Annotated in this window: 21 protein-coding genes; 19 read left to right on the forward strand and 2 right to left on the reverse strand. The window is 66.3% G+C overall.

Annotation, left to right across the window (positions count from 1 at the left end):
• The first annotated feature begins 33 nt into the window (after positions 1-33).
• The 13 genes from K0O64_RS10765 to K0O64_RS10825 all read left to right on the forward strand — a co-directional run bounded on the left by K0O64_RS10765 (position 34) and on the right by K0O64_RS10825 (position 12,213).
• Positions 34-2,283 carry a heavy metal translocating P-type ATPase gene (locus tag K0O64_RS10765; RefSeq protein WP_425574804.1) on the forward strand — a complete coding sequence of 750 codons (2,250 nt, stop codon included), beginning with the start codon at positions 34-36 and terminating at the stop codon, positions 2,281-2,283.
• Positions 2,284-2,298: 15 nt separating this feature from the next.
• Positions 2,299-2,505, forward strand: coding sequence for a heavy-metal-associated domain-containing protein (locus K0O64_RS10770; RefSeq protein ID WP_071946000.1), 207 nt, complete (start codon positions 2,299-2,301; stop codon positions 2,503-2,505).
• 169 nt (positions 2,506-2,674) lie between these two features.
• Positions 2,675-3,649: an SGNH/GDSL hydrolase family protein gene (locus K0O64_RS10775; RefSeq protein ID WP_321189726.1), complete on the forward strand. Its 975-nt coding sequence runs from the start codon at positions 2,675-2,677 to the stop codon at positions 3,647-3,649.
• A 96-nt stretch (positions 3,650-3,745) separates the two neighbouring features.
• Positions 3,746-5,011, forward strand: coding sequence for an aromatic ring-hydroxylating oxygenase subunit alpha (locus tag K0O64_RS10780; protein ID WP_096311120.1), 1,266 nt, complete (start codon positions 3,746-3,748; stop codon positions 5,009-5,011).
• Between the two features lie 2 nt (positions 5,012-5,013).
• Positions 5,014-5,340 (forward strand): hypothetical protein, encoded by a 327-nt coding sequence (locus K0O64_RS10785; protein WP_096311121.1) that lies wholly within the window; start codon positions 5,014-5,016, stop codon positions 5,338-5,340.
• A complete protein-coding gene (locus tag K0O64_RS10790) occupies positions 5,337-6,590 on the forward strand; it encodes a metal-dependent hydrolase family protein (RefSeq protein ID WP_096311122.1) in 1,254 nt (417 codons plus the stop codon). The genes K0O64_RS10785 and K0O64_RS10790 overlap by 4 nt, the downstream gene beginning before the upstream one ends.
• Entirely contained in the window at positions 6,587-7,045 is a 459-nt protein-coding gene (locus K0O64_RS10795; protein WP_071945988.1) for a MarR family winged helix-turn-helix transcriptional regulator, read from the forward strand. Before K0O64_RS10790 ends, K0O64_RS10795 begins: the two co-directional genes overlap by 4 nt.
• Positions 7,046-7,099: 54 nt before the next feature.
• Complete coding sequence (locus K0O64_RS10800; protein ID WP_096312795.1) at positions 7,100-8,128, forward strand: ferredoxin--NADP reductase; 1,029 nt, start codon at positions 7,100-7,102, stop codon at positions 8,126-8,128.
• Positions 8,129-8,138: 10 nt separating this feature from the next.
• Complete coding sequence (locus tag K0O64_RS10805; protein ID WP_096311123.1) at positions 8,139-8,882, forward strand: SDR family NAD(P)-dependent oxidoreductase; 744 nt, start codon at positions 8,139-8,141, stop codon at positions 8,880-8,882.
• Between the two features lie 55 nt (positions 8,883-8,937).
• On the forward strand, positions 8,938-10,206 hold the full coding sequence (locus K0O64_RS10810) for an aromatic ring-hydroxylating oxygenase subunit alpha (protein ID WP_096311124.1): 1,269 nt from the start codon (positions 8,938-8,940) through the stop codon (positions 10,204-10,206).
• A gap of 2 nt (positions 10,207-10,208) precedes the next feature.
• On the forward strand, positions 10,209-10,544 hold the full coding sequence (locus K0O64_RS10815) for a hypothetical protein (RefSeq protein ID WP_071945977.1): 336 nt from the start codon (positions 10,209-10,211) through the stop codon (positions 10,542-10,544).
• Positions 10,545-10,552: 8 nt separating this feature from the next.
• Positions 10,553-11,398, forward strand: a complete 846-nt coding sequence (locus tag K0O64_RS10820; protein ID WP_096311125.1) for a TauD/TfdA dioxygenase family protein — start codon at positions 10,553-10,555, stop codon at positions 11,396-11,398.
• Positions 11,399-11,598: 200 nt separating this feature from the next.
• Positions 11,599-12,213, forward strand: a complete 615-nt coding sequence (locus K0O64_RS10825) for a superoxide dismutase (protein ID WP_096311126.1) — start codon at positions 11,599-11,601, stop codon at positions 12,211-12,213.
• Between the two features lie 9 nt (positions 12,214-12,222).
• Here K0O64_RS10825 and K0O64_RS10830 read toward each other — a convergent pair whose 3' ends face one another.
• A complete protein-coding gene (locus K0O64_RS10830) occupies positions 12,223-14,124 on the reverse strand; it encodes a cytochrome c oxidase assembly protein (RefSeq protein ID WP_096311127.1) in 1,902 nt (633 codons plus the stop codon).
• Positions 14,125-14,231: 107 nt separating this feature from the next.
• Here K0O64_RS10830 and K0O64_RS10835 point away from each other — a divergent pair, with 107 nt between their 5' ends.
• A complete protein-coding gene (locus tag K0O64_RS10835) occupies positions 14,232-14,903 on the forward strand; it encodes a DUF5134 domain-containing protein (protein ID WP_096311128.1) in 672 nt (223 codons plus the stop codon).
• Between the two features lie 79 nt (positions 14,904-14,982).
• Here the strand turns inward: K0O64_RS10835 and K0O64_RS10840 are convergent, their stop codons facing one another.
• The gene (locus tag K0O64_RS10840) at positions 14,983-15,693 is read right to left on the reverse strand and encodes a DUF2275 domain-containing protein (protein ID WP_220046357.1); all 711 of its coding nucleotides are present in this window, start codon (positions 15,691-15,693) and stop codon (positions 14,983-14,985) included.
• A gap of 78 nt (positions 15,694-15,771) precedes the next feature.
• Here K0O64_RS10840 and K0O64_RS10845 point away from each other — a divergent pair, with 78 nt between their 5' ends.
• From K0O64_RS10845 to K0O64_RS10865, 5 genes are all read left to right on the forward strand, one after another.
• The gene (locus tag K0O64_RS10845) at positions 15,772-16,104 is read left to right on the forward strand and encodes an ArsR/SmtB family transcription factor (RefSeq protein WP_071945963.1); all 333 of its coding nucleotides are present in this window, start codon (positions 15,772-15,774) and stop codon (positions 16,102-16,104) included.
• 96 nt (positions 16,105-16,200) lie between these two features.
• Positions 16,201-16,908: an energy-coupling factor ABC transporter permease gene (locus K0O64_RS10850; RefSeq protein WP_220046358.1), complete on the forward strand. Its 708-nt coding sequence runs from the start codon at positions 16,201-16,203 to the stop codon at positions 16,906-16,908.
• Positions 16,905-17,258: a PDGLE domain-containing protein gene (locus K0O64_RS10855; protein WP_220046359.1), complete on the forward strand. Its 354-nt coding sequence runs from the start codon at positions 16,905-16,907 to the stop codon at positions 17,256-17,258. Before K0O64_RS10850 ends, K0O64_RS10855 begins: the two co-directional genes overlap by 4 nt.
• A 4-nt stretch (positions 17,259-17,262) precedes the next feature.
• Positions 17,263-18,039 carry a cobalt ECF transporter T component CbiQ gene (gene cbiQ, locus K0O64_RS10860; protein ID WP_220046360.1) on the forward strand — a complete coding sequence of 259 codons (777 nt, stop codon included), beginning with the start codon at positions 17,263-17,265 and terminating at the stop codon, positions 18,037-18,039.
• On the forward strand, positions 18,036-18,776 hold the full coding sequence (locus K0O64_RS10865) for an energy-coupling factor ABC transporter ATP-binding protein (protein ID WP_220046361.1): 741 nt from the start codon (positions 18,036-18,038) through the stop codon (positions 18,774-18,776). Before cbiQ ends, K0O64_RS10865 begins: the two co-directional genes overlap by 4 nt.
• Positions 18,777-18,778 lie beyond the last annotated feature (2 nt).

The raw sequence follows: 18,778 nt of genomic DNA on the forward strand, positions 1-18,778 counted from the left end.
TTCGGTCGGGTCCCCACTCAACCAAGGAGAGCGATGACGATGTCGGTCGTGGGCGGCACAGCCGCCAGCGGCGTGGCTGACGTCGCCCATCGTGTCGAACTCGATGTCTCAGGGATGTCGTGCGCGGCGTGCGCCGCCCGGGTCGAAAACAAGCTGAACAAGCTCGACGGGGTGCGCGCGTCGGTCAACTTCGCCACCCGGGTGGCCAGCGTCGATATCGCCGAAACGGTGGCCACCGACGACCTGTGCGAGGTGATCCGTAAGGCCGGCTATGACGCCGCCCCGCGCTCGGCGACAGCGACCGAACCGGTGGACCCCGACGACACGTTGGCCCGCAGCCTGCTGCGCCGACTGGCCATCGCCGCGGTGCTGTTCGTGCCGCTGGCCGATCTGTCGGTGATGTTCGCGGTGGTGCCCAGCACCCGGTTCACCGGCTGGGGCTGGCTGCTGACCGCCCTCGCGGCGCCGATCGTCACATGGGCGGCCTGGCCGTTCCACCGGGTCGCGCTGCGCAACGCCCGCCACGGCACCGCCTCGATGGAGACGCTGATTTCGGTCGGGGTCACCGCTGCCACGCTGTGGTCGCTCTACACGATCTTCATCGGCCACCACGATCGGCAGGCCGCAGGCATTTGGCAGGCGCTGCTGAGCAGTGACGCCATCTATCTGGAGGTGGCCGCCGGTGTCACCGTCTTCATCCTGGCCGGCCGGTACTTCGAGGCGCGAGCCAAGTCGCGGGCGGGCAGCGCGCTGCGGGCGCTCGCCGCGCTGAGCGCTAAGAATGTGTCGGTGCTGCTGGCCGACGGCAGCGAAATGGTGCTGCCCGCCGACGAACTCAAAGAGCAGCAGACGTTCGTGGTGCGTCCCGGCGAGACGATCGCCGCCGACGGGCTGGTGGTCGAGGGTGACGCCGCGATCGATATGAGCGCGATGACCGGCGAGGCCAAACCCTCGCGCGCCCGGCCCGGTGGGCCGGTGATCGGCGGGACGGTAGTGCTCGACGGCCGGTTGATCGTCGAGGCCGCCGCCGTGGGGGCCGACACGCAGTTCGCCGGGATGGTCCGGCTGGTCGAAGAAGCACAGGCCCAGAAGGCTGACGCTCAGCGGCTGGCCGACCGGATCGCCGGTGTCTTCGTGCCGGTCGTGTTCCTGATCGCGGCACTGACCGCAGTGGGCTGGCTGTTGGCCGGAGCCGACGCTGACCGGGTGTTCTCGGCCGCACTGGCGGTACTGGTGATCGCCTGCCCCTGCGCTCTGGGGTTGGCGACCCCGACTGCGATGATGGTGGCCTCCGGGCGCGGCGCGCAGCTCGGCATCTTCCTGAAGGGCTATCGGGCGCTGGAGGCCATCCGTGCGGTGGACACCGTGGTGTTCGACAAGACCGGCACGCTGACCACCGGGCATCTTGCGGTCACCGAGGTGACCGTCACCGACGACCGGTCACCTGAGGAGGTGCTGGCGCTGGCCGCGGCCGTCGAGGTCGCCTCCGAACATGCTGTCGCCGTGGCCATCACGACCGCCACCGACGAGCGTCGGCCGGTGGAGGATTTCCGTGCCCATCCAGGTCGCGGGGTCGCCGGCACGGTGTCGGGGCACCGGGTGACAGTCGGACGCCCGTCCTGGGTCGCCGGGCAGGCCGACGTGCCCGAGTCGGTTCAGTCAGCTCGGCGCAGTGGTGAATCCCGCGGGGAGACAGTGGTATTCGTCGCGGTGGACGGACAGGTCTGCGCGGCGATCGCGGTAGCCGACGCGGTCAAGGAATCCGCGTCGGACGCGGTGACCGCCCTGCACCGCAGGGGGCTGCGGACCGTACTGCTCACCGGTGACAACGCCGCCGCCGCCGGCGCGGTGGCGGCGCAGGTCGGCATCGACGAAGTCATCGCCGAGGTATTGCCGGAAGGCAAGGTCGACGTCATCGAGCAACTGCGCGAACAGGGCCGAGTGGTCGCCATGGTCGGCGACGGCATCAACGACGGCCCCGCGCTGGCGTCGGCGGACCTGGGCCTGGCGATCGGGCGCGGCACCGACGTGGCGATCGGCGCCGCCGACATCATCCTGGTGCGCGACGATCTCGACATCGTCCCGCAGGCCCTCGACCTGGCCAAGGCCACCATGCGCACGATCCGGACCAATCTGTTCTGGGCGTTCGGCTACAACGTGGCGGCCATTCCGATCGCCGCCGCCGGGCTGCTCAACCCGCTCATCGCCGGTGCGGCGATGGCGTTCTCGTCATTCTTCGTCGTCTCAAACAGCCTGCGGCTGCGTAACTTCGACGCCCGCTAACGGAAGGCATATTTCGTGTCACAGACATTCGAGGTCACCGGCCTGCACTGCCAGAGTTGTGTGCGGGTGGTCACCGAAGCGCTCACCGAACTGCCAGCGGTCAACGGCGTCGAGATCGACCTCGACGCCGAGGGCACATCGGTGGTGCGGGTCGACGGCGATATCACCGTCGAGCAGGTGCGGGCTGCACTCGCCGACGAGGATTACACCGTCGTCGGCTGAATCCGTGCGCGTCACTACGCCGATATCCCTCGAGTTCCTGCGCGGTGCCCAGGAACTCGAATAGACGCCACACGGCCTGCTGCCGCACCGGTTGCCCGCATGGGCCAGGGCGCAGTGTTATGACCCCCAGCTGGCGATGGCCGAATCTCAGCCTGCCGGTTGCCGATTGGTGTTCGACACGCGGGCCACCGAGATCGAACTCGAAGCACTACGTACCCGGCCTGCCTATCGGGGCATGCCCATGCGACCCGACGGTGTCTACGATCTGGTCGTCGACGGGGAGTTGACCGCGCACGCCAGCCTGTCCGGCGGCAATGTGCTGATGAAGGATGCCACCGCCGGTACGGAGGAACTGATCCCCGGCGCGCCGAGCGTGATTCGCTTCGCCGACCTTCCGGATCGGCACAAGACGGTCGAAATCTGGTTGCCGCACAACGAGATCACTGAACTCATCGCGCTACGGAGCGACCGCCCGCTGGAGGCCTCGCCGATCTCGCGGCCCGTCTGGTTGCATCACGGCAGTTCCATCAGTCACGGGTCCAACGCCGTACGGCCCACGGGGACCTGGCCGGCGGTGGCTGCGGCCCGCGCCGACGTCGAACTGGTCAACCTCGGGATGGGCGGGGCGGCGATGCTGGACCCCTTCACGGCCCGCACGATGCGCGATATTCCGGCCGATCTGATCAGCGTCAAGATCGGTATCAACATCGTCAACGCCGACCTGATGCGGGTGCGCGCGTTCGGTCCGGCCGTGCACGGCTTCCTCGACACTATCCGCGACGGCCACCCGACCACGCCGATCATCGTCGTCTCCGCGGTGCACTGTCCGATCCATGAACACACGCCGGGACCGCTTGCCCCGGACTTCAGCGGGGGAACACTGGCTTTCGCCGCCACCGGTGATCCGACCGAAGTGTCGGCAGGCAAGCTCACGCTCAGCGTCATCCGCGACGAGCTCGCCAGTATCGTCGGCCAACGCGCGGCCGCCGACCCGCATCTGCGCTACGTCGACGGACTCGACCTTTACGGGCCGACCGATTTCGCCGAGTTCCCGCTTGTCGATCGGCTGCATCCGGGGCCGGGAGCTCACGAACGTATGGGGCAGCGCTTCGCCACCGTCATCCGCGAGACGATTCGGCGCTGATCTCTGGGCAACCCCTATCGATCAATATCAACTACTTGTTATTCTTCTGAGGCAGCAATAGCGTCGAACGGTATCCACCCGTCGAAGGAGAAGACGTTGCCTCGCTTCCCCAAGCCCGCCGAAGGCAGCTGGACCGAGCACTACCCCGAGCTGGGGACCGGTCCGGTGTCCTACGAGGATTCCATCAGCCCGGAGTTCTACGAACTCGAACGTGAGGCGGTGTTCAAGCGCGCCTGGCTCAATGTGGGCCGGGTGGAACAGATTCCACGTACCGGCAACTACTTCACCAAAGAACTCAAGGTCGTCAACACCTCGATCATCGTGGTGCGCAACCGTGACGGCAAGGTCAACGCATTCCACAACATCTGCCGGCACCGGGGCAACAAGCTGGTCTGGGATGACGACCCGCGGGCGGAAAGCTCGGGGACCTGCCGGCAATTCGTGTGCAAATACCACGCCTGGCGCTACGACCTGGACGGCAACCTCACCTTCGTTCAGCAGGAGGAGGAGTTCTTCGACCTGGACAAGAACCGCTACGGCCTCGTGCCCGTGCACTGTGATGTCTGGGAGGGGTTCATCTTCGTCAACTTCGCGCCCGTGCCCGAGCAGTCGCTGACCGAGTTCCTCGGCCCGATGATCACCGGCTTGGAGGGCTATCCCTTCGACAAGCTGACGTCGCGGTTCTACTACCGATGCGAGGTCAAGGCGAACTGGAAGCTGTACCTCGATGCGTTCCAGGAGTTCTATCACGCGCCGGTACTGCACGCGAACCAGTCACCGACGAAGTATTCGCAAGCCGCGGCCGAAGCGGGGTTCGAGGCCCCGTACTACCGCATCGACGGCCCACACCGCCTGGTGAGCACGTCGGGAGTGCGGGTCTGGGAGATGGACTCCGAGATGCGCAAGCCGATCGAAGACATCTGCCGCAGTGGACTTTTCGGGCCGTGGGACGGACCAGACCTCGGCGAGATGCCACCGGGCCTGAACCCGGCCAAGTGCAATCCGTGGGGGCTGGACTCGTTCCAGCTCTTCCCGAACTTCGTCATCCTCATCTGGGGGCAGGGCTGGTACCTGACGTACCACTACTGGCCCACCTCGCATAACACCCACATCTTCGAAGGCTCGGCGTATTTCCCGCAGCCGCGCAGCCCGCGGGAACGCATAGCGCAGGAGTTGGCCGCCGCCTCGTTCAAGGAGTACGGCCTGCAGGACGCCAATACCCTTGAGGCCACGCAGATGATGGTCGAGTCGGGCTACGTCGACAAGTTCCTGCTCAACGACCAGGAAGTGTTGTTGCGGCACCTCCACAAGGAGACGGCCGACTGGGTTGACGAGTACCAGCGCAAGAAAGCCGAGGTGTGACGATGGCCAAACTGCCCGAGGAATTCGCCGATCTCGAAGAGTTCGCCGACTGGTGTCTGCCATCGGAATCGCAGCGCTACGCCAAGCGGCTGGCCAGCACCATGGCCGAGATGCAGGCGTTCTACGACGCCATCACTCCGCGCGCCGAAGAGGCAATCGCGTACTGCGACAAGTTCTCTCTGGACGATCTGCCGGAAGATGTGCTGAATCTGATGCACCTGCTGTACTCGATGATCATCGTGTCGTTCCCGGTGGAGTGCTGGAAACAGCCCAAGGTTCCGGACACCGGCGCGACCGCGCTGGACTGCGTCATCGAACCGGTCCCGTGAGCGCGACTGTTCTCAAAGCGGCCCGGTGGGCGGACATCGAGGCCGGGGAGGTTCGGTCGCCGGCCGTCATCGTCGTCGACGGCGATCGCATCACCGCCGTGAATCCACCCTCGCCGCTGCCGGATTCGGCCACTGTCATCGACCTCGGTGACGTCACCCTGCTGCCCGGGCTGATGGACATGGAGCTCAACCTGCTCATCGGCGGCCCGGGCGGTCCCGACGGGCTGCCCAGTCCGATGCACGGGGTGCAGGACGATCCGGCCTACCGCACGCTGCGCGGCGCAGTGAATGCGCGCACCACGCTGGAGGCCGGGTTCACCACCGTCCGCAACCTCGGCCTGATGGTCAAGACGGGCGGATATCTGCTCGACGTCGCCCTGCAACGCGCGATCGACCAGGGCTGGCATATCGGGCCACGCATCTATCCGGCCGGGCATGCGGTGACGCCCTACGGCGGGCATCTGGATCCGACGGTGTTCCAGCGACTGGCCCCGGGCATCATGCCGCTGAGCGTGGCCGAGGGTATTGCGAACGGCGTGCCCGATGTGCAGGCGTGCGTGCGGTATCAGATCCGCCATGGCGCCAAGCTGATCAAGGTGTCGGCCTCCGGTGGCGTCATGTCGCACAGCACCTCGCCGGGTTCTCAGCAGTTCTCCGACGCCGAATTCGCCGCGATCGCCGACGAGGCCCATCGGGCCGGCCTTCGTGTCGCCGCACATGCGGTGGGGGACAGCGCGATCCAGGCGTGCATCCGCGCGGGGATCGACTGCATCGAGCACGGCTTCCTGGCTTCCGACGAGACCATCCAGATGATGGTGGACCACGGCACCTTCTTGGTCTCCACCACGTATCTGACCGAGGCGATGGCGATCGACCGCATCGCGCCGGAACTGCGGCGCAAGGCCGAGACCGTGTTCCCACAAGCCAAGGCGATGCTGCCCAAGGCGATCGCCGCCGGGGTGAAGATCGCCTGCGGCAGCGACGCCCCGGCGATACCGCACGGTCAACAGGCCAAGGAGCTCGTCGCGCTGGTGAATCGCGGGATGACGCCGATGCAGGCGCTGCGTGCGGCCACTATCACCAGCGCCGAGCTGATCGACGAGGCCGACGAACTCGGACGTCTGGCACCGGGGAATCTAGCCGATATCATCGCGGTACCCGGAGATCCCTCCGCGGACATCTCGACGACCCTCGACGTGCGATTCGTCATGAAGGGCGGCGAGGTCTACAAACAGGCGGCAGCGCAATGAAAAACGGACAAGAGAATCTCCTCTGGCTGCTCAAGCAGGCGTTTCACTACTCAGGGCACACCGTCAACGAAGCGATGAGCAAACACGGTGTCACGAGTGCGCAAACCGGTCTGTTGCGTCAGCTCGCCGACGAACCGGGTTTGTCCGGGGCCGAACTCGGTCGCCGGCTGCTGATCAGCCCCCAGGGGGCTCAGCTGGCGCTGGCCACGCTGGAAAAGAACGGTCTGATCGAACGTAAGCCCGATCCCGAGCACGGGCGCATCCAGCGTGCCTACCTCACCGAGAAGGGGCGGCGCACCGTTACCGCCGCCAATGCCGACGCCGTCGCCGCCCATGACGAGTTGTTCTCCGTGCTGACCGCCGAAGAGCGGAAGACGTTGGCGGAGTTGCTGGTTCGCATTGTCGTACAAGGGCACGGCGAGGTCTCCTTCACTCTGCACCCGGACGCCGACTGACGCTGAAATCAAGTGCTTGATACCAATGACAAGTACTTGATATCCTTGGCCGCGATGGGAACAACACTCAGCGGCGACGATGTCGTGCGGCTCCGGATTTCCGATGTGCAGTCCGAGACCGCCGATTGTGTCTCGTTGGTCTTCGATGTGCCCGCCGACCACGAAGACCGGTTCCGCTATGCCGCCGGCCAATACCTGACCCTGCGGGTGACGGTTGCCGGCGTGGAGCACCGGCGCTGCTATTCGATGTCGTCGTCGCCGGCCTTGGCCGAACCCCTGCGGATCACCGTCAAGCGTGACCCGGGCGGGGTGGTGTCGAACTGGATCAACGACACCGTGGTGGCCGGTGCCGAGATCCACGCCGAAGCCCCGCAGGGCCGCTTCGTTCTGGATTCCTCGGACCGGGACATCGTGGCCTTCGCGGGCGGAAGCGGTATCACCCCGGTCTTTTCGCTCATCCGCACAGCGCTGGCGACCACCGGCCGGCGGGTTCGGTTGTTCTATGCCAACCGCAGCGCGGACTCGGTGATCTTCGCCGGGGTACTGCGCGGCATCGCCGAGGAATACGGCGACCGGATCGCTGTACACCACCACCTCGACAGTGAGCACGGTGTGGTGACCCCGACCGCGCTGAGGACTTTTCTCGCCGGCGTCGGCGACGCCGAATACTTCGTCTGCGGCCCAACGCTGTTCATGGATGCGGTGGAGGCCACGTTGCGGGACTCGAAGGTGCCCGCCGCTCAGGTGCACCTCGAGCGGTTCGTCGCGGCCACGCCGGTCGATGCGGCGCCGGCAGCCGGCGACGAAGTTACCGATCAGGTGATCATCGAGCTGGACCGGCGCACCACGACCGCGGACTACCGGTCCGGTAACACGTTGCTGCAGACTGCGCGGATGGCGGGTTTGAAGGCGCCGTCGTCGTGCGAAACCGGTTCTTGCGGAACGTGTATCGCGCAGGTCACCGAAGGTGCCGCGCGGATGCTCAACAACAACGCGCTCGACGACGACGAAGTTGCCGACGGCTGGGTGTTGACGTGTCAGGCGATGCCCACGACCAAGACCGTGCGGATCGTCTACGAGTGAGGGAGCGTCAATGAGCAGGGTTGCGGTGGTCACCGGCGGCGGGTCGGGTATGGGTGAAGCGACATGCCACGAACTCGGGCGCCGCGGAAACAACGTCGCCGTCCTCGATCTCAACGAGTCTGCGGCACAACGAGTTGCCGACGACCTCCGTGCCGAAGGTGTGACCGCGATCGGAGTCGGCGCCGACGTCGCCGACCGCCCGGTGATGGAAGACGCGTTCGCGAAGGTGCGTTCCGAGCTCGGGCCGACGACGATTCTGGTCACCAGCGCCGGACTGTTCGGCTTCGCGCCGTTCGTGGATATGCGCGTCGAGGACTGGGAGCGGGTCATCGCGGTCAACCTGACCGGTACCTTTCACGCCTGCCAGCTCGCGGTGCCGGACATGCTCGCCGCCGGCTGGGGACGGATCATCATGATCTCGTCGTCGAGTGCCCAGCGGGGGTCTCCGGAAATGGCCCATTACGCGGCATCCAAGGGCGGGGTACTGAGCCTGACCCGGTCCCTGGCCCGCGAGTACGCTGCGCGCGGCATCACGGTGAACAACATCCCGCCGTCGGGCATCGAGACGCCGATGCAGCATCAGCAACAAGCCGCCGGAATCCTGCCGTCGACCGAGCAGATGGCCGCCAACATCCCCATCGGACATTTGGGCACCGGCGACGACATCGCCGCGATGGTCGGATTCCTCAGCTCCGATGAAGCCGGCTTCGTCACCGGTCAAACCATCGGCGTCAACGGTGGCGCAGTGATGTGAGAACGGCTGCCGCACAGCACTTGTCAGCAACCTAATCCGATACCAGGAGGTTCCCATGGCCGCCGTCACCTGGCCCAAGCCCGCCGAAGGCAGCTGGACCGAGCACTACCCGGATCTGGGCACCGGCCCGATCTCGTTCAAAGACTCCACCTCGCCGGAGTTCTACAAGCTCGAGGGTGAGGCGATCTTCAAGCGAGCCTGGCTCAACGTCGGCCGGGTGGAGGAACTGCCGCGTGTCGGCAGCTATTTCACCAAGGAGATCGAGGTCGCGCGGGCGTCGGTGATCGTGGTCAAGGGCAAGGATGACGTCATCCGCGCCTTCCACAACATCTGCCGGCACCGAGGAAACAAGCTGGCGTGGAACGACTATCCGACCGAAGAGGTCCGTGGCACCTGCCGCCAATTCACCTGTAAGTACCACGGCTGGCGCTATGGGCTGGATGGTGCGCTGAACTTCGTCCAGCAGAGCGGGGAGTTCTTCGACCTCGACCAGGAGCAGTACGGGCTGAGCCCGGTGCACTGCGACGTGTGGAACGGCTTCATCTTCATCAACCTCGACCGTGAGCCCCGCCAAACATTGCGAGAGTTCCTCGGGCCCATGGTGACTGCGCTCGACGCCTACCCGTTCGAGAAGCTGACTGAGCGCTACGAGTGGGTGGCCAATAACAACAGCAACTGGAAGATCTTCGCCGACGCCTTCCAGGAGTACTACCACGTGCCGTCCCTGCACCCCCAACAGGTGCCGCCGGAGGTGCGCGTCCCGAACGCCGGATTCACCTGTGCACACTTCCAACTCGACGGGCCACACCGGGTGGTGTCAACCGCCGGAACCCGACGCTGGCTGCTGCCGCCGGAGTACATGTATCCGATCGAGCTCGCCACCCAGAGCGGACTTGTCGGGCCTTGGCGCACACCGGATATCGGTGAATTGCCGCCCGGTCTGAACCCCGGCAACATCGAGCCGTGGGGCATCTCGAACTTCCAGATCTTCCCCAACATCGAGATTCTGATCTACGGCGGCTGGTATCTGCTCTATCGCTACTGGCCCACCTCGCACAACACGCACCGTTTCGAGGCGTTCACGTACTTCAGCCCGGCGCGCACTGTCCGGGAGCGTATCGAACACGAGGTGGCGTCGGTCGTGCTCAAAGAGTTCGCGCTGCAGGACGCCGGCATGCTCGGGGGCACCCAGGCCGCACTGGAAACCGGTGTCGTCGACGCTTTCCCGCTCAACGACCAGGAGATCCTGGTCCGGCATCTGCACAAAGCCGTCGTCGACTGGGTCGATGACTATCAGCGCGAGACCACCGGGGCGGGGGCATAGGCATGTCAGAAGCGATGTTGCCCAGCGCGTTTGCCGAACTCGAGGAGTTCGCTCCCGTGTGGTGCCTGGCCACTGAGACCGAGCGGTGGGAGCAGCGGGTCAACAGCAGCATGGCCGACATGGAGCACTTCTACAACGCGTTCTTTCCCCGCCTGGAAGAAGCGATCGAATACTGCGACAAGTTCTCGCTCGACGAGCTGCCGCAGGATGCGACCAACCTGCTGTACCTCATCTACTCGCTGATCATGGTGGCGATGTCGGTCGAGATCATGCACCAGCCGCGGCCCGTCGACGCATGCGACGCCGAGATGGTGCGCGTCAGCGAACCCCGACCCTAGGAGGTCTCATGAGCACGCTCACCATCACCAAGCTGACCTCAACGGTCGGGGCCGAGGTGACCGGACTGAACTCCGATCAACTCGGCACCGATGACAACACTGCCGAGGCCGTCCTGGATGCGTTGGAGGACAACGGAGTTCTGGTCTTCCCCGGCCTCAACCTGACCCCGGAGGCGCAGGTCGCGTTCTGCTCCCGCCTCGGCGAGGTGGACCGGTCCGCCGATGGCCGCCATCCGGTGTCGGGCATCTATCCGATCACGATGGACAAGACCAAGAATGCCAGCGCCCAATACCTGCGCGCCGCGTTCCTCTGGCATATCGACGGTTGCACCCCGACGAACGACGAATGCCCGCAGAAGGCCACGCTGTTATCGGCCAAACAGGTGGCCGCTGAAGGCGGTGACACCGAATTCGCCAGTGCCTATACCGCTTACGACGTGTTGTCCGACGAGGACAAGGAGCGGCTCGGGCCGCTGCGGGTGGTGCACTCATTGGAGGCCTCGCAGCGCAAGATCACGCCGAACCCGACGGCCGAGGACCTGGCGCGGTGGCGATCCCGTCCGACGCACGAGCACCCGCTGGTGTGGACGCACCGCAGTGGACGTAAGTCGCTGGTGCTCGGCGCCTCGGCCGACTACATCGTCGGGATGGACGTCGACGAGGGTCGGGCCATCCTGGCCGATCTGTTGGAGAAGGCCACCGGCCCGGACAACGTCTATCGCCACAGCTGGTCGGTGGGCGACACCGTCATCTGGGACAACCGCGGTGTGCTGCACCGCGCCGGGCAATACGCCGACGACTCCGGTCGAATGATGTTGCGCACCACGATCTTGGGTGACGAACCGATCGAGTGAGTCGGCACACTTCTTCTGCCGACCTTGGTTGAGCGCTGATCTTGTCGTACCGGTGTCACGCGCGAGCTTGTGGCGAAGCCGGACGCGGGCTGCCACCTCAATGTGAAGCTTTGGCGATGTGCTGCATCGACTCGTCGCCCGCGACCGGCCTGCCTGACGTCACTCTATCATCTGAACACCTGAACAGATAAGCTGATGTGATGACCGGTTACACCTTGCCTGAGCTCGACTACGACTACAGCGCGCTGGAACCCCACATCTCTGGTGAGATCAACGAGGTCCACCACAGCAAGCACCACGCGACGTATGTCGAGGGCCTGAATGACGCGCTCGCCAAACTCGAAGAAGCGCGCGCCAACGACGACCACGCCGCGATCTTCCTCAACGAGAAAAACTTGGCATTCCATCTCGGCGGCCACCTCAACCACTCGATCTGGTGGAAGAATCTGTCGCCCAACGGAGGTGACAAGCCGGTCGGTGAACTGGCGGCGGCGATGGATGACGCGTTCGGATCGTTCGACGGATTCCGTTCCCAGTTCACCGCCGCTGCTAACGGGCTGCAGGGCTCCGGTTGGGCGGTGCTGGGCTATGAGCCGCTCCGCGGCGCGCTCCTGACGTTCCAGCTCTACGATCAGCAGGCGAACGTTCCACCCGGCATCGTTCCGTTGCTGCAGGTCGACATGTGGGAACACGCTTACTATCTGCAGTACAAGAACGTCAAAGCCGACTATGTCGAGGCTTTCTGGAACGTCGTCAACTGGGCTGATGTCCAGGACCGTTTCGCCGCCGTCACGACGAAGACGGTTCTCGTCTGAGACGCTGGCTCAGCGCCGGTTTTTGGCCAGCTCCTGCAGCATCGCGTTGTAGGCGTCGAGATCGTCGTCGTAGTGGGCATCGGCATGCCGGTCGGTACGGGCGGCGGTCCGACGGTCCTGGCGCGCCCACTGCACCACCAGGGCGATCACCACGACGATCACCGGAAGCTCACTCGAGCCCCAGGCGATCGCACCGCCGAGATGTTGGTCGTCGCCGAGGCTGGTGAGCCAGGGCAGCCGCAGACTGCGGTAGAAGGTGCCGCCCAGCACCGATGTCATGGTCATCGTTGCGATTCCGAAGAACGCGTGGAACGGCATCACCGCGAACAACAGTCCGAGGCGTCCGATGAAGGGCAGCCGCTTGGGGCCGGGGTCGATGCCGATGATGCCCCAGAAGAACAGGTACCCGGTGATCAGGAAGTGCACGGTCATGAACTCGTGACCCCAGTGGTAACGCACCAGGGTGTCGAACACCGGGGTGAAGTACACCGCGTACAGCGAGCCCACGAACAACACGAAAGCCGTTGCGGGATGGGACAAGAACCGCGATACCGGAGAGTGCACCAGCCAGAGCAGCCATTCCCGCGGCCCGGGCGGACGGCCGGCGCCTGCGACAGGAAGCGCCCGCAGCGCCAGGGTGATCGGCGCGCCCAAAACCAGGAACACCGGGATGAACATGTTCAGGGCCATATGTTCTGCCATGTGCACACTGAACATCGCCGAGCCGTACGCCCGGGTACCCGAGCTGGTGGCGAACAGTAGCGCGGCGCAACCCAACAGCCACGCGGCCAGACGACCGGGCGGCCAGCCGTCGCCGCGCCGTCGCAACCGGAGGTAGCCGATCACATAGCCCACGGCCAGCGCGATGGCCGCCACCCCGAGCAGGACGTCGAAGCGCCAAACCGTCAGCAGCCGAAGCGCACTCGGGGGGTCCGGGAGCTGATAGCCGAGGAAGACATCCCATGCGGTGAATTGGTGGGTCAGCAGCCGTGGCGCGGTCTGAATTGCCATAACGGAGACGGCCGCCACCGCGAGAACGGCGCCCAGTGCGCCTGCCGCTCGTTTCGCGAACAGGGTGCCGAGCAGGGCCACCGCGGCCAGCGCGCCGAATCGTCCGTAGTCCGAACCAAACCAGGTCGGCGTTGCCAACAGGATTAATAGCAGGGCCCCGTACACCAGCGCCGCCACGCCGGCCGTGAGCTCAACGACCCGAACCCGCCGCCGCAGTTCGGCTTTCGGCGGCGAGACGGCAGCGCTGATCTTCACACCGGTCAACACCGCCAGCGCGAGGGCGAACACGATCACCGCAGACGTTGCGTAGTCGTGATCGGGGCCCTGGCCCGCGTTACCGCTGACCGGCAGCACGATCACGCCGATGAACGTGGGAATCAGCAGCACCGCATGCCACACCCAGCGCACCGTCGCACGCAGGCTGACGGTCACCACGGCCGCGATCACCGCCACGACGATCCAGCCGCGCGCCATTTCCGATGCGCCGAGGGCAGTTCCGAGGCCGCCACCACCAATCAACCGGGCGACCGATACACCCGACGCAGTGGCCGCCTGCACCGGGATCATCACGAGCGCGGTCACCAACCAGACCGGAGCCAGTCGCTCGGCCAGCAGGTGCGCTCGGAACGACGACGCGTCGAGCACACCGCGCTCGTCGGGCTCGGCGGTGATCATGACGAAGACCAGCGAGCCCAGACAGATCGCGCCGGCCAGGGTCGCGGTGAAGTATCCGATCAGTTCGGCGACGCTGGTCGGCGCACCGGGGTAGGAGTCGCCGGTGGCGCTGAAGCGGCGTTCGCCGGACACGACGGCGTAGGCGACCAGCGCGGCGACTGTGGCGAGGTAGCCGCCCAGGATCCACCGACCTGCTGGTCGGGTGCCTGCGCGGGTGGCTTCCATCGACGCGAGTCTACGACTGCTTGTCGTAGTCGAGTCGCCGCAATGGGAACTTTCTGGTGCGATGGATCGACCAATGCTGACGTGCGGAGCAGAGAAGGAATCGACCGGTGATCGCTGACCTGACGCTGCGCTGGGTCGTCACGCTCCTGTTCGTGATCGCCGCAGCGGAGTGCCTGTCGACGCTCGTCGTCGGCGACCGGCGGCCGGCCACTGTGGTCAGCCAGTTCCTGCACGTTGTGATGGCGGTGGCGATGGCGGTGATGGCCTGGCCGTGGGGAGCCGCACTGCCCACCGTCGCGCCGATGGTGTTCTTCCTGCTTGCGACCCTCTGGTTCGTTGCGGTCACAGTGAGCCCGATCTGCGCTGGTCACCGGATCGCCGGCGTCTATCACGCGCTGATGATGCTGGCGATGGCCTGGATGTACGCGGTGATGAACGGCCGGTTGCTGCCAGGGCAGGCGTCCTTTACCGCCGACGTCGCGCCTGCTGGCCCTTCGGCGGGAGCGTCCGGCCATGCCGGGCACGCGAGCATGCCGGGGATGGACATGGGCGGCACCGACGCGGCGGGCACCGACCACAGCGTCGGCTATCCGCCATATATCGCGACGCTGAACTGGGTGTGCACCATTGGCTTCGCGTTGGCCGCGGTGTTCTGGCTGTATCGCTACTTGGCTGTGCGGATGGAGCGTGAGCCGGTCGAGGCCGCGCGCCCGCTCGGGATCCTCTGCCAATCGATGATGGCCGCCGGGATGGCGATCATGTTCGGCGTGATGCTATAAGAACCTGCGCCGAGACCGACGTTGTGCAGGCCGCGTCTCGGCCTTCTTCTGCGGAGCGTCGGTTTGGGCGAGAGGACGATCAGGCAGCGCCGTCGGTGGGGTAGAGGTGCCCGCGCCGACGGCCGCGAGAAGCGTTGTCGGGCAACACCACGTCGGCGGTGACGCCCACCGCGTCGGACCGAGGCTCGGGACCGGACGTCCGCGCGGTCCGCCACAGCAGCAGCGCCAGGACGGTTCCGATGAGCACCGGCAGGTGCGACAGAATCCGGTCGAGGCTCACCGCACCCGACACCGCGTCGCTGATCACATAAGCGGTGAGGATCGCGGTGAACACCGACAGCACGCCGGCCAAACCCGCGGCCGCGGTCGGCCGCGCGGCGGCGACGATCATCACCACACCCAGCGCCGCCGACCACGCCGTCGACTCGTTGAGTAGATGCCCGCCCATCATCGCGTGGTGGGCGGCGCCCGAGGTCCCAACGTTGACGCCCAGGGCCTGAGCTACTGCCAGCGCCACCTGCACGACCCCGACGACCGCCAGCGTCCACCGCAGCCAGGTGCCGGCTGCCGGACGGGGCGTCCGCACCGACGGACTCGGAGTGGCGACGGCCGCGACCTGGGATCGGCCGGCCAGCCGCCGCAGCTGCTGGGTCTGCTCGACCGCTCGCGCGTACCACGCGCTGCACTCGTCACAGCTGGTGAGATGTTCGTCGACCCGGGCCGCGGGAACGGGTTCACGTTCGCCGTCGATCCGGGCCGATAACGCCTCCCGGGCGACATCGCAGTCCACGCATCAATAGTCGCGCGAACGGGCCGGATTGTTCCAGCGTCCCGAGTTCGACCCGCTCGCTGGGCTAGATTCCTAGGCATGGATGCCCCCGGCGACACGGCGAAGGTCGAGCGTGCCTCGTCCGCGCTGGCCGACGTCGACATCCACAGCTGGACTCAGCGCTTCGATCTGTTGTCCGACCCGCACCGGCTGGAGATCCTCCTCGGTCTGCACCGCGCACCCGGAATCTGCGTGGGTGATCTCGCCGCCGCTGTCGGCCGATCGGAAAACGCCGTGTCACAGGCACTTCGGGTGCTGCGTCAGCAGGGTTGGGTCACCTCGACGCGGGTGGGACGGCAGGTCAGCTACCGCCTCGAGGATCACACCGTGCACGACCTGCTGCACTGGATCGGTGCCGCCCACGCGGAGTGAGGTGATCGGTCCACTCGATTATCTGTACAGGTAGACAGATATCAGGCTCGCGGATTAGGGTTGGACCACCGGGCACACACCCGATCGCGAGGAGGCATGTTGAGCGTCCAGATCACGGCCATGCACATGAGCGATGGCCTGGTCAACGCGCCTACCTCCGTGGTTTTCGGAGTCGTGGCGGTCGCCGTGGTGGCGTTCTGCGGCTGGCGGGCGCGCACCGAACTCGACGAGCGCACCGTCCCGTTGGCCGGCCTGGTCGCCGCCTTCATCTTCGCGGTGCAGATGATCAACTTCCCGATCCTGCCCGGCGTCAGCGGGCATCTCCTCGGCGGCGCGCTCGCCGCGATCCTAATCGGCCCGTACACCGGCGTCCTGTGCATCACGATCGTGCTGGTGGTGCAGTCCCTGTTGTTCGCCGACGGCGGGGTCACCGCGCTCGGGATGAACATCACGAACATGGCGATTATCGGTGTGGCCGCGGGATACTCCGCCGCCCGGCTCCTCTACGCGCTGGTGCGACGACGTCGCCCTGACTCGGTCCCCGCGCTCGGCGTCATCGGTTTCCTTTCGGCTCTGTTCGGAACGGTCTGCGCATCAATGGGTTTCGTCATCGAATACGCGATCGGTGGTGCCGCGCCGACATCGCTGAGCACGGTGGCGGCGTACATGCTCGGCACCCACGTCCTCATCGGCATCGGTGAAGGCTTGATCACCGCCGTGACCGTGGTGGCCGTCGCCCGGTCCCGACCGGATCTGGTTTACCTGCTGCGCCGTGACCGCGAGCGGGCGGCGGTGCCCGCATGAGTGCAAACACGGCCCGGCGCTGGCAGTTCTGGGCTGGTTTCGGGGTCGCGATCCTGCTGATCGCCGGGGTGGTGTCCTACTTCGCCAGCTCCAGCCCGGACGGACTGGACTCGGCCACCCTGCAGGGCTGCCAGGTCGTCCAGACCGGTCACGGTGAACAACTGACCGGAAACTGCATCGCCCAGCATGCGACCCAACACGCCATGTCGACGTCGCCCCTGGCCGACTACACGATCTTCGGGCACCCGGCGACAAGTGGACTCGCCGGCATCATCGGCGCTGTCGTCGTGCTCGGCATCGCGTTCGGCGGGTTCTGGCTGATCGCCCGCAGCCGCCGCGCGAAGGACTGACCAGATGGGTGCCGGGCACTCCCACCCGCTCTATCGCGACGGTGAATCGGTCGTGCACCGGGCGCCCGCCGAGGTCAAGATCGCCGGGCTGGTGCTGTTCGTCCTCGCGGTGGTGGCAACCCCACGCGAGATGATCTGGCCGTTCGCGGTCTACGCCGGAATCGTCCTGGTGGTCTGGCGGGTGGCTGCCATCCCGCTGCGGTGGATTCTGCCGCGGATGCTCATCGAGGCGCCGTTCATCGTGCTGGCCGTGTTGCTGCCGTTCGCCGAAGGCGGGGAACGCGTCGCGGTGGGCGGCCTGCAGCTGTCGGTGGCCGGGTTGTGGGCGGCGTGGGGAATCGTCGTCAAAGGCACTCTGGGCGTGGCCGCCTCGCTGACGGTCGCCGCCACCACCTCGGCACGGGAGTTGCCGCTGGCGCTGAGCCGGCTCGGGATGCCGGGCCTGGTGACCTCAATGCTCGTGCTGATGATCCGCTACATCGATCTGCTGTCAGCCGAAGTCGGCCGGATGCGGATGGCGCGGATCTCGCGCGGTGATTCGCCACGGGCGATCCATCAGGCCGGCGCGATCGCGAAAGGTATTGGCGCACTGTTCCTGCGTTCCTACGAGCGTGGTGAACGTGTGTATCTGGCGATGGTGTCCCGGGGCTTCGACGGCAAGGTGCCCGAACTGGCGATCGTCGGTGCCGGACCGCGAGCCTCCGGTGTGCAGTGGGTCGGTGCGTTGTCACCGGCGGTGGCGGCGGCCGCGGTGGCCGCCTCGGCGTGGGTACTGCGATGAGCGCGCCGGCGATCCGCGTCGAGGGTCTGCACTACCGCTATCCCGACGGCCGTGTCGCGCTCGAGGGCGTCGACCTGACCATCGCGGCGGGGGAGCGGGTCGCCATCCTCGGCCCCAACGGGGCGGGCAAAACCACGCTCATGCTGCACCTCAACGGTGTACTCACCGCGACATCGGGCGCGATAGAGATCAGCGGAATCGCGCTGAATCGCACGACTCTTCGCGACATCCGTCGCCGGGTCGGGCTGGTGTTCCAGGACCCCGACGATCAGCTGTTCATGCCGACGGTCGCCCAGGACGTCGCGTTCGGACCGGCCAACTTCGGGGTCACCGGTGACGCGCTAGCCGCCCGGGTGTCCGCCGCCCTGGACGTGGTATCGATGACCGAGCACGCCGATCGCAGTCCCGCGCATCTGTCCGGCGGCCAGCGCCGCCGCGCGGCACTGGCCACGGTGCTGGCGTGCGAGCCGGAGATCCTGGTGCTCGACGAGCCGTCGGCGAACCTCGACCCGGTGGCGCGCCGCGAACTGGCCGAGACGCTGGCGGCGCTGCCCGCCACCATGGTGATCGTCACCCACGACCTGCCGTACGCCGCTCAGTTGTGCGACCGGGCCATCGTGCTGGACGGCGGTGTGGTGGTGGCCGACGACACTGTCACCGCCGTGCTCTCCAACGCCGATCTGTTGGCGGCCCACCGGCTCGAATTGCCCTGGGGCTTCGTCGTTTCCGCTCGCTGAGT

This window comes from Mycolicibacterium pallens (assembly GCF_019456675.1).
GTDB classification, from domain to species: Bacteria; Actinomycetota; Actinomycetes; order Mycobacteriales; family Mycobacteriaceae; genus Mycobacterium; species Mycobacterium crocinum.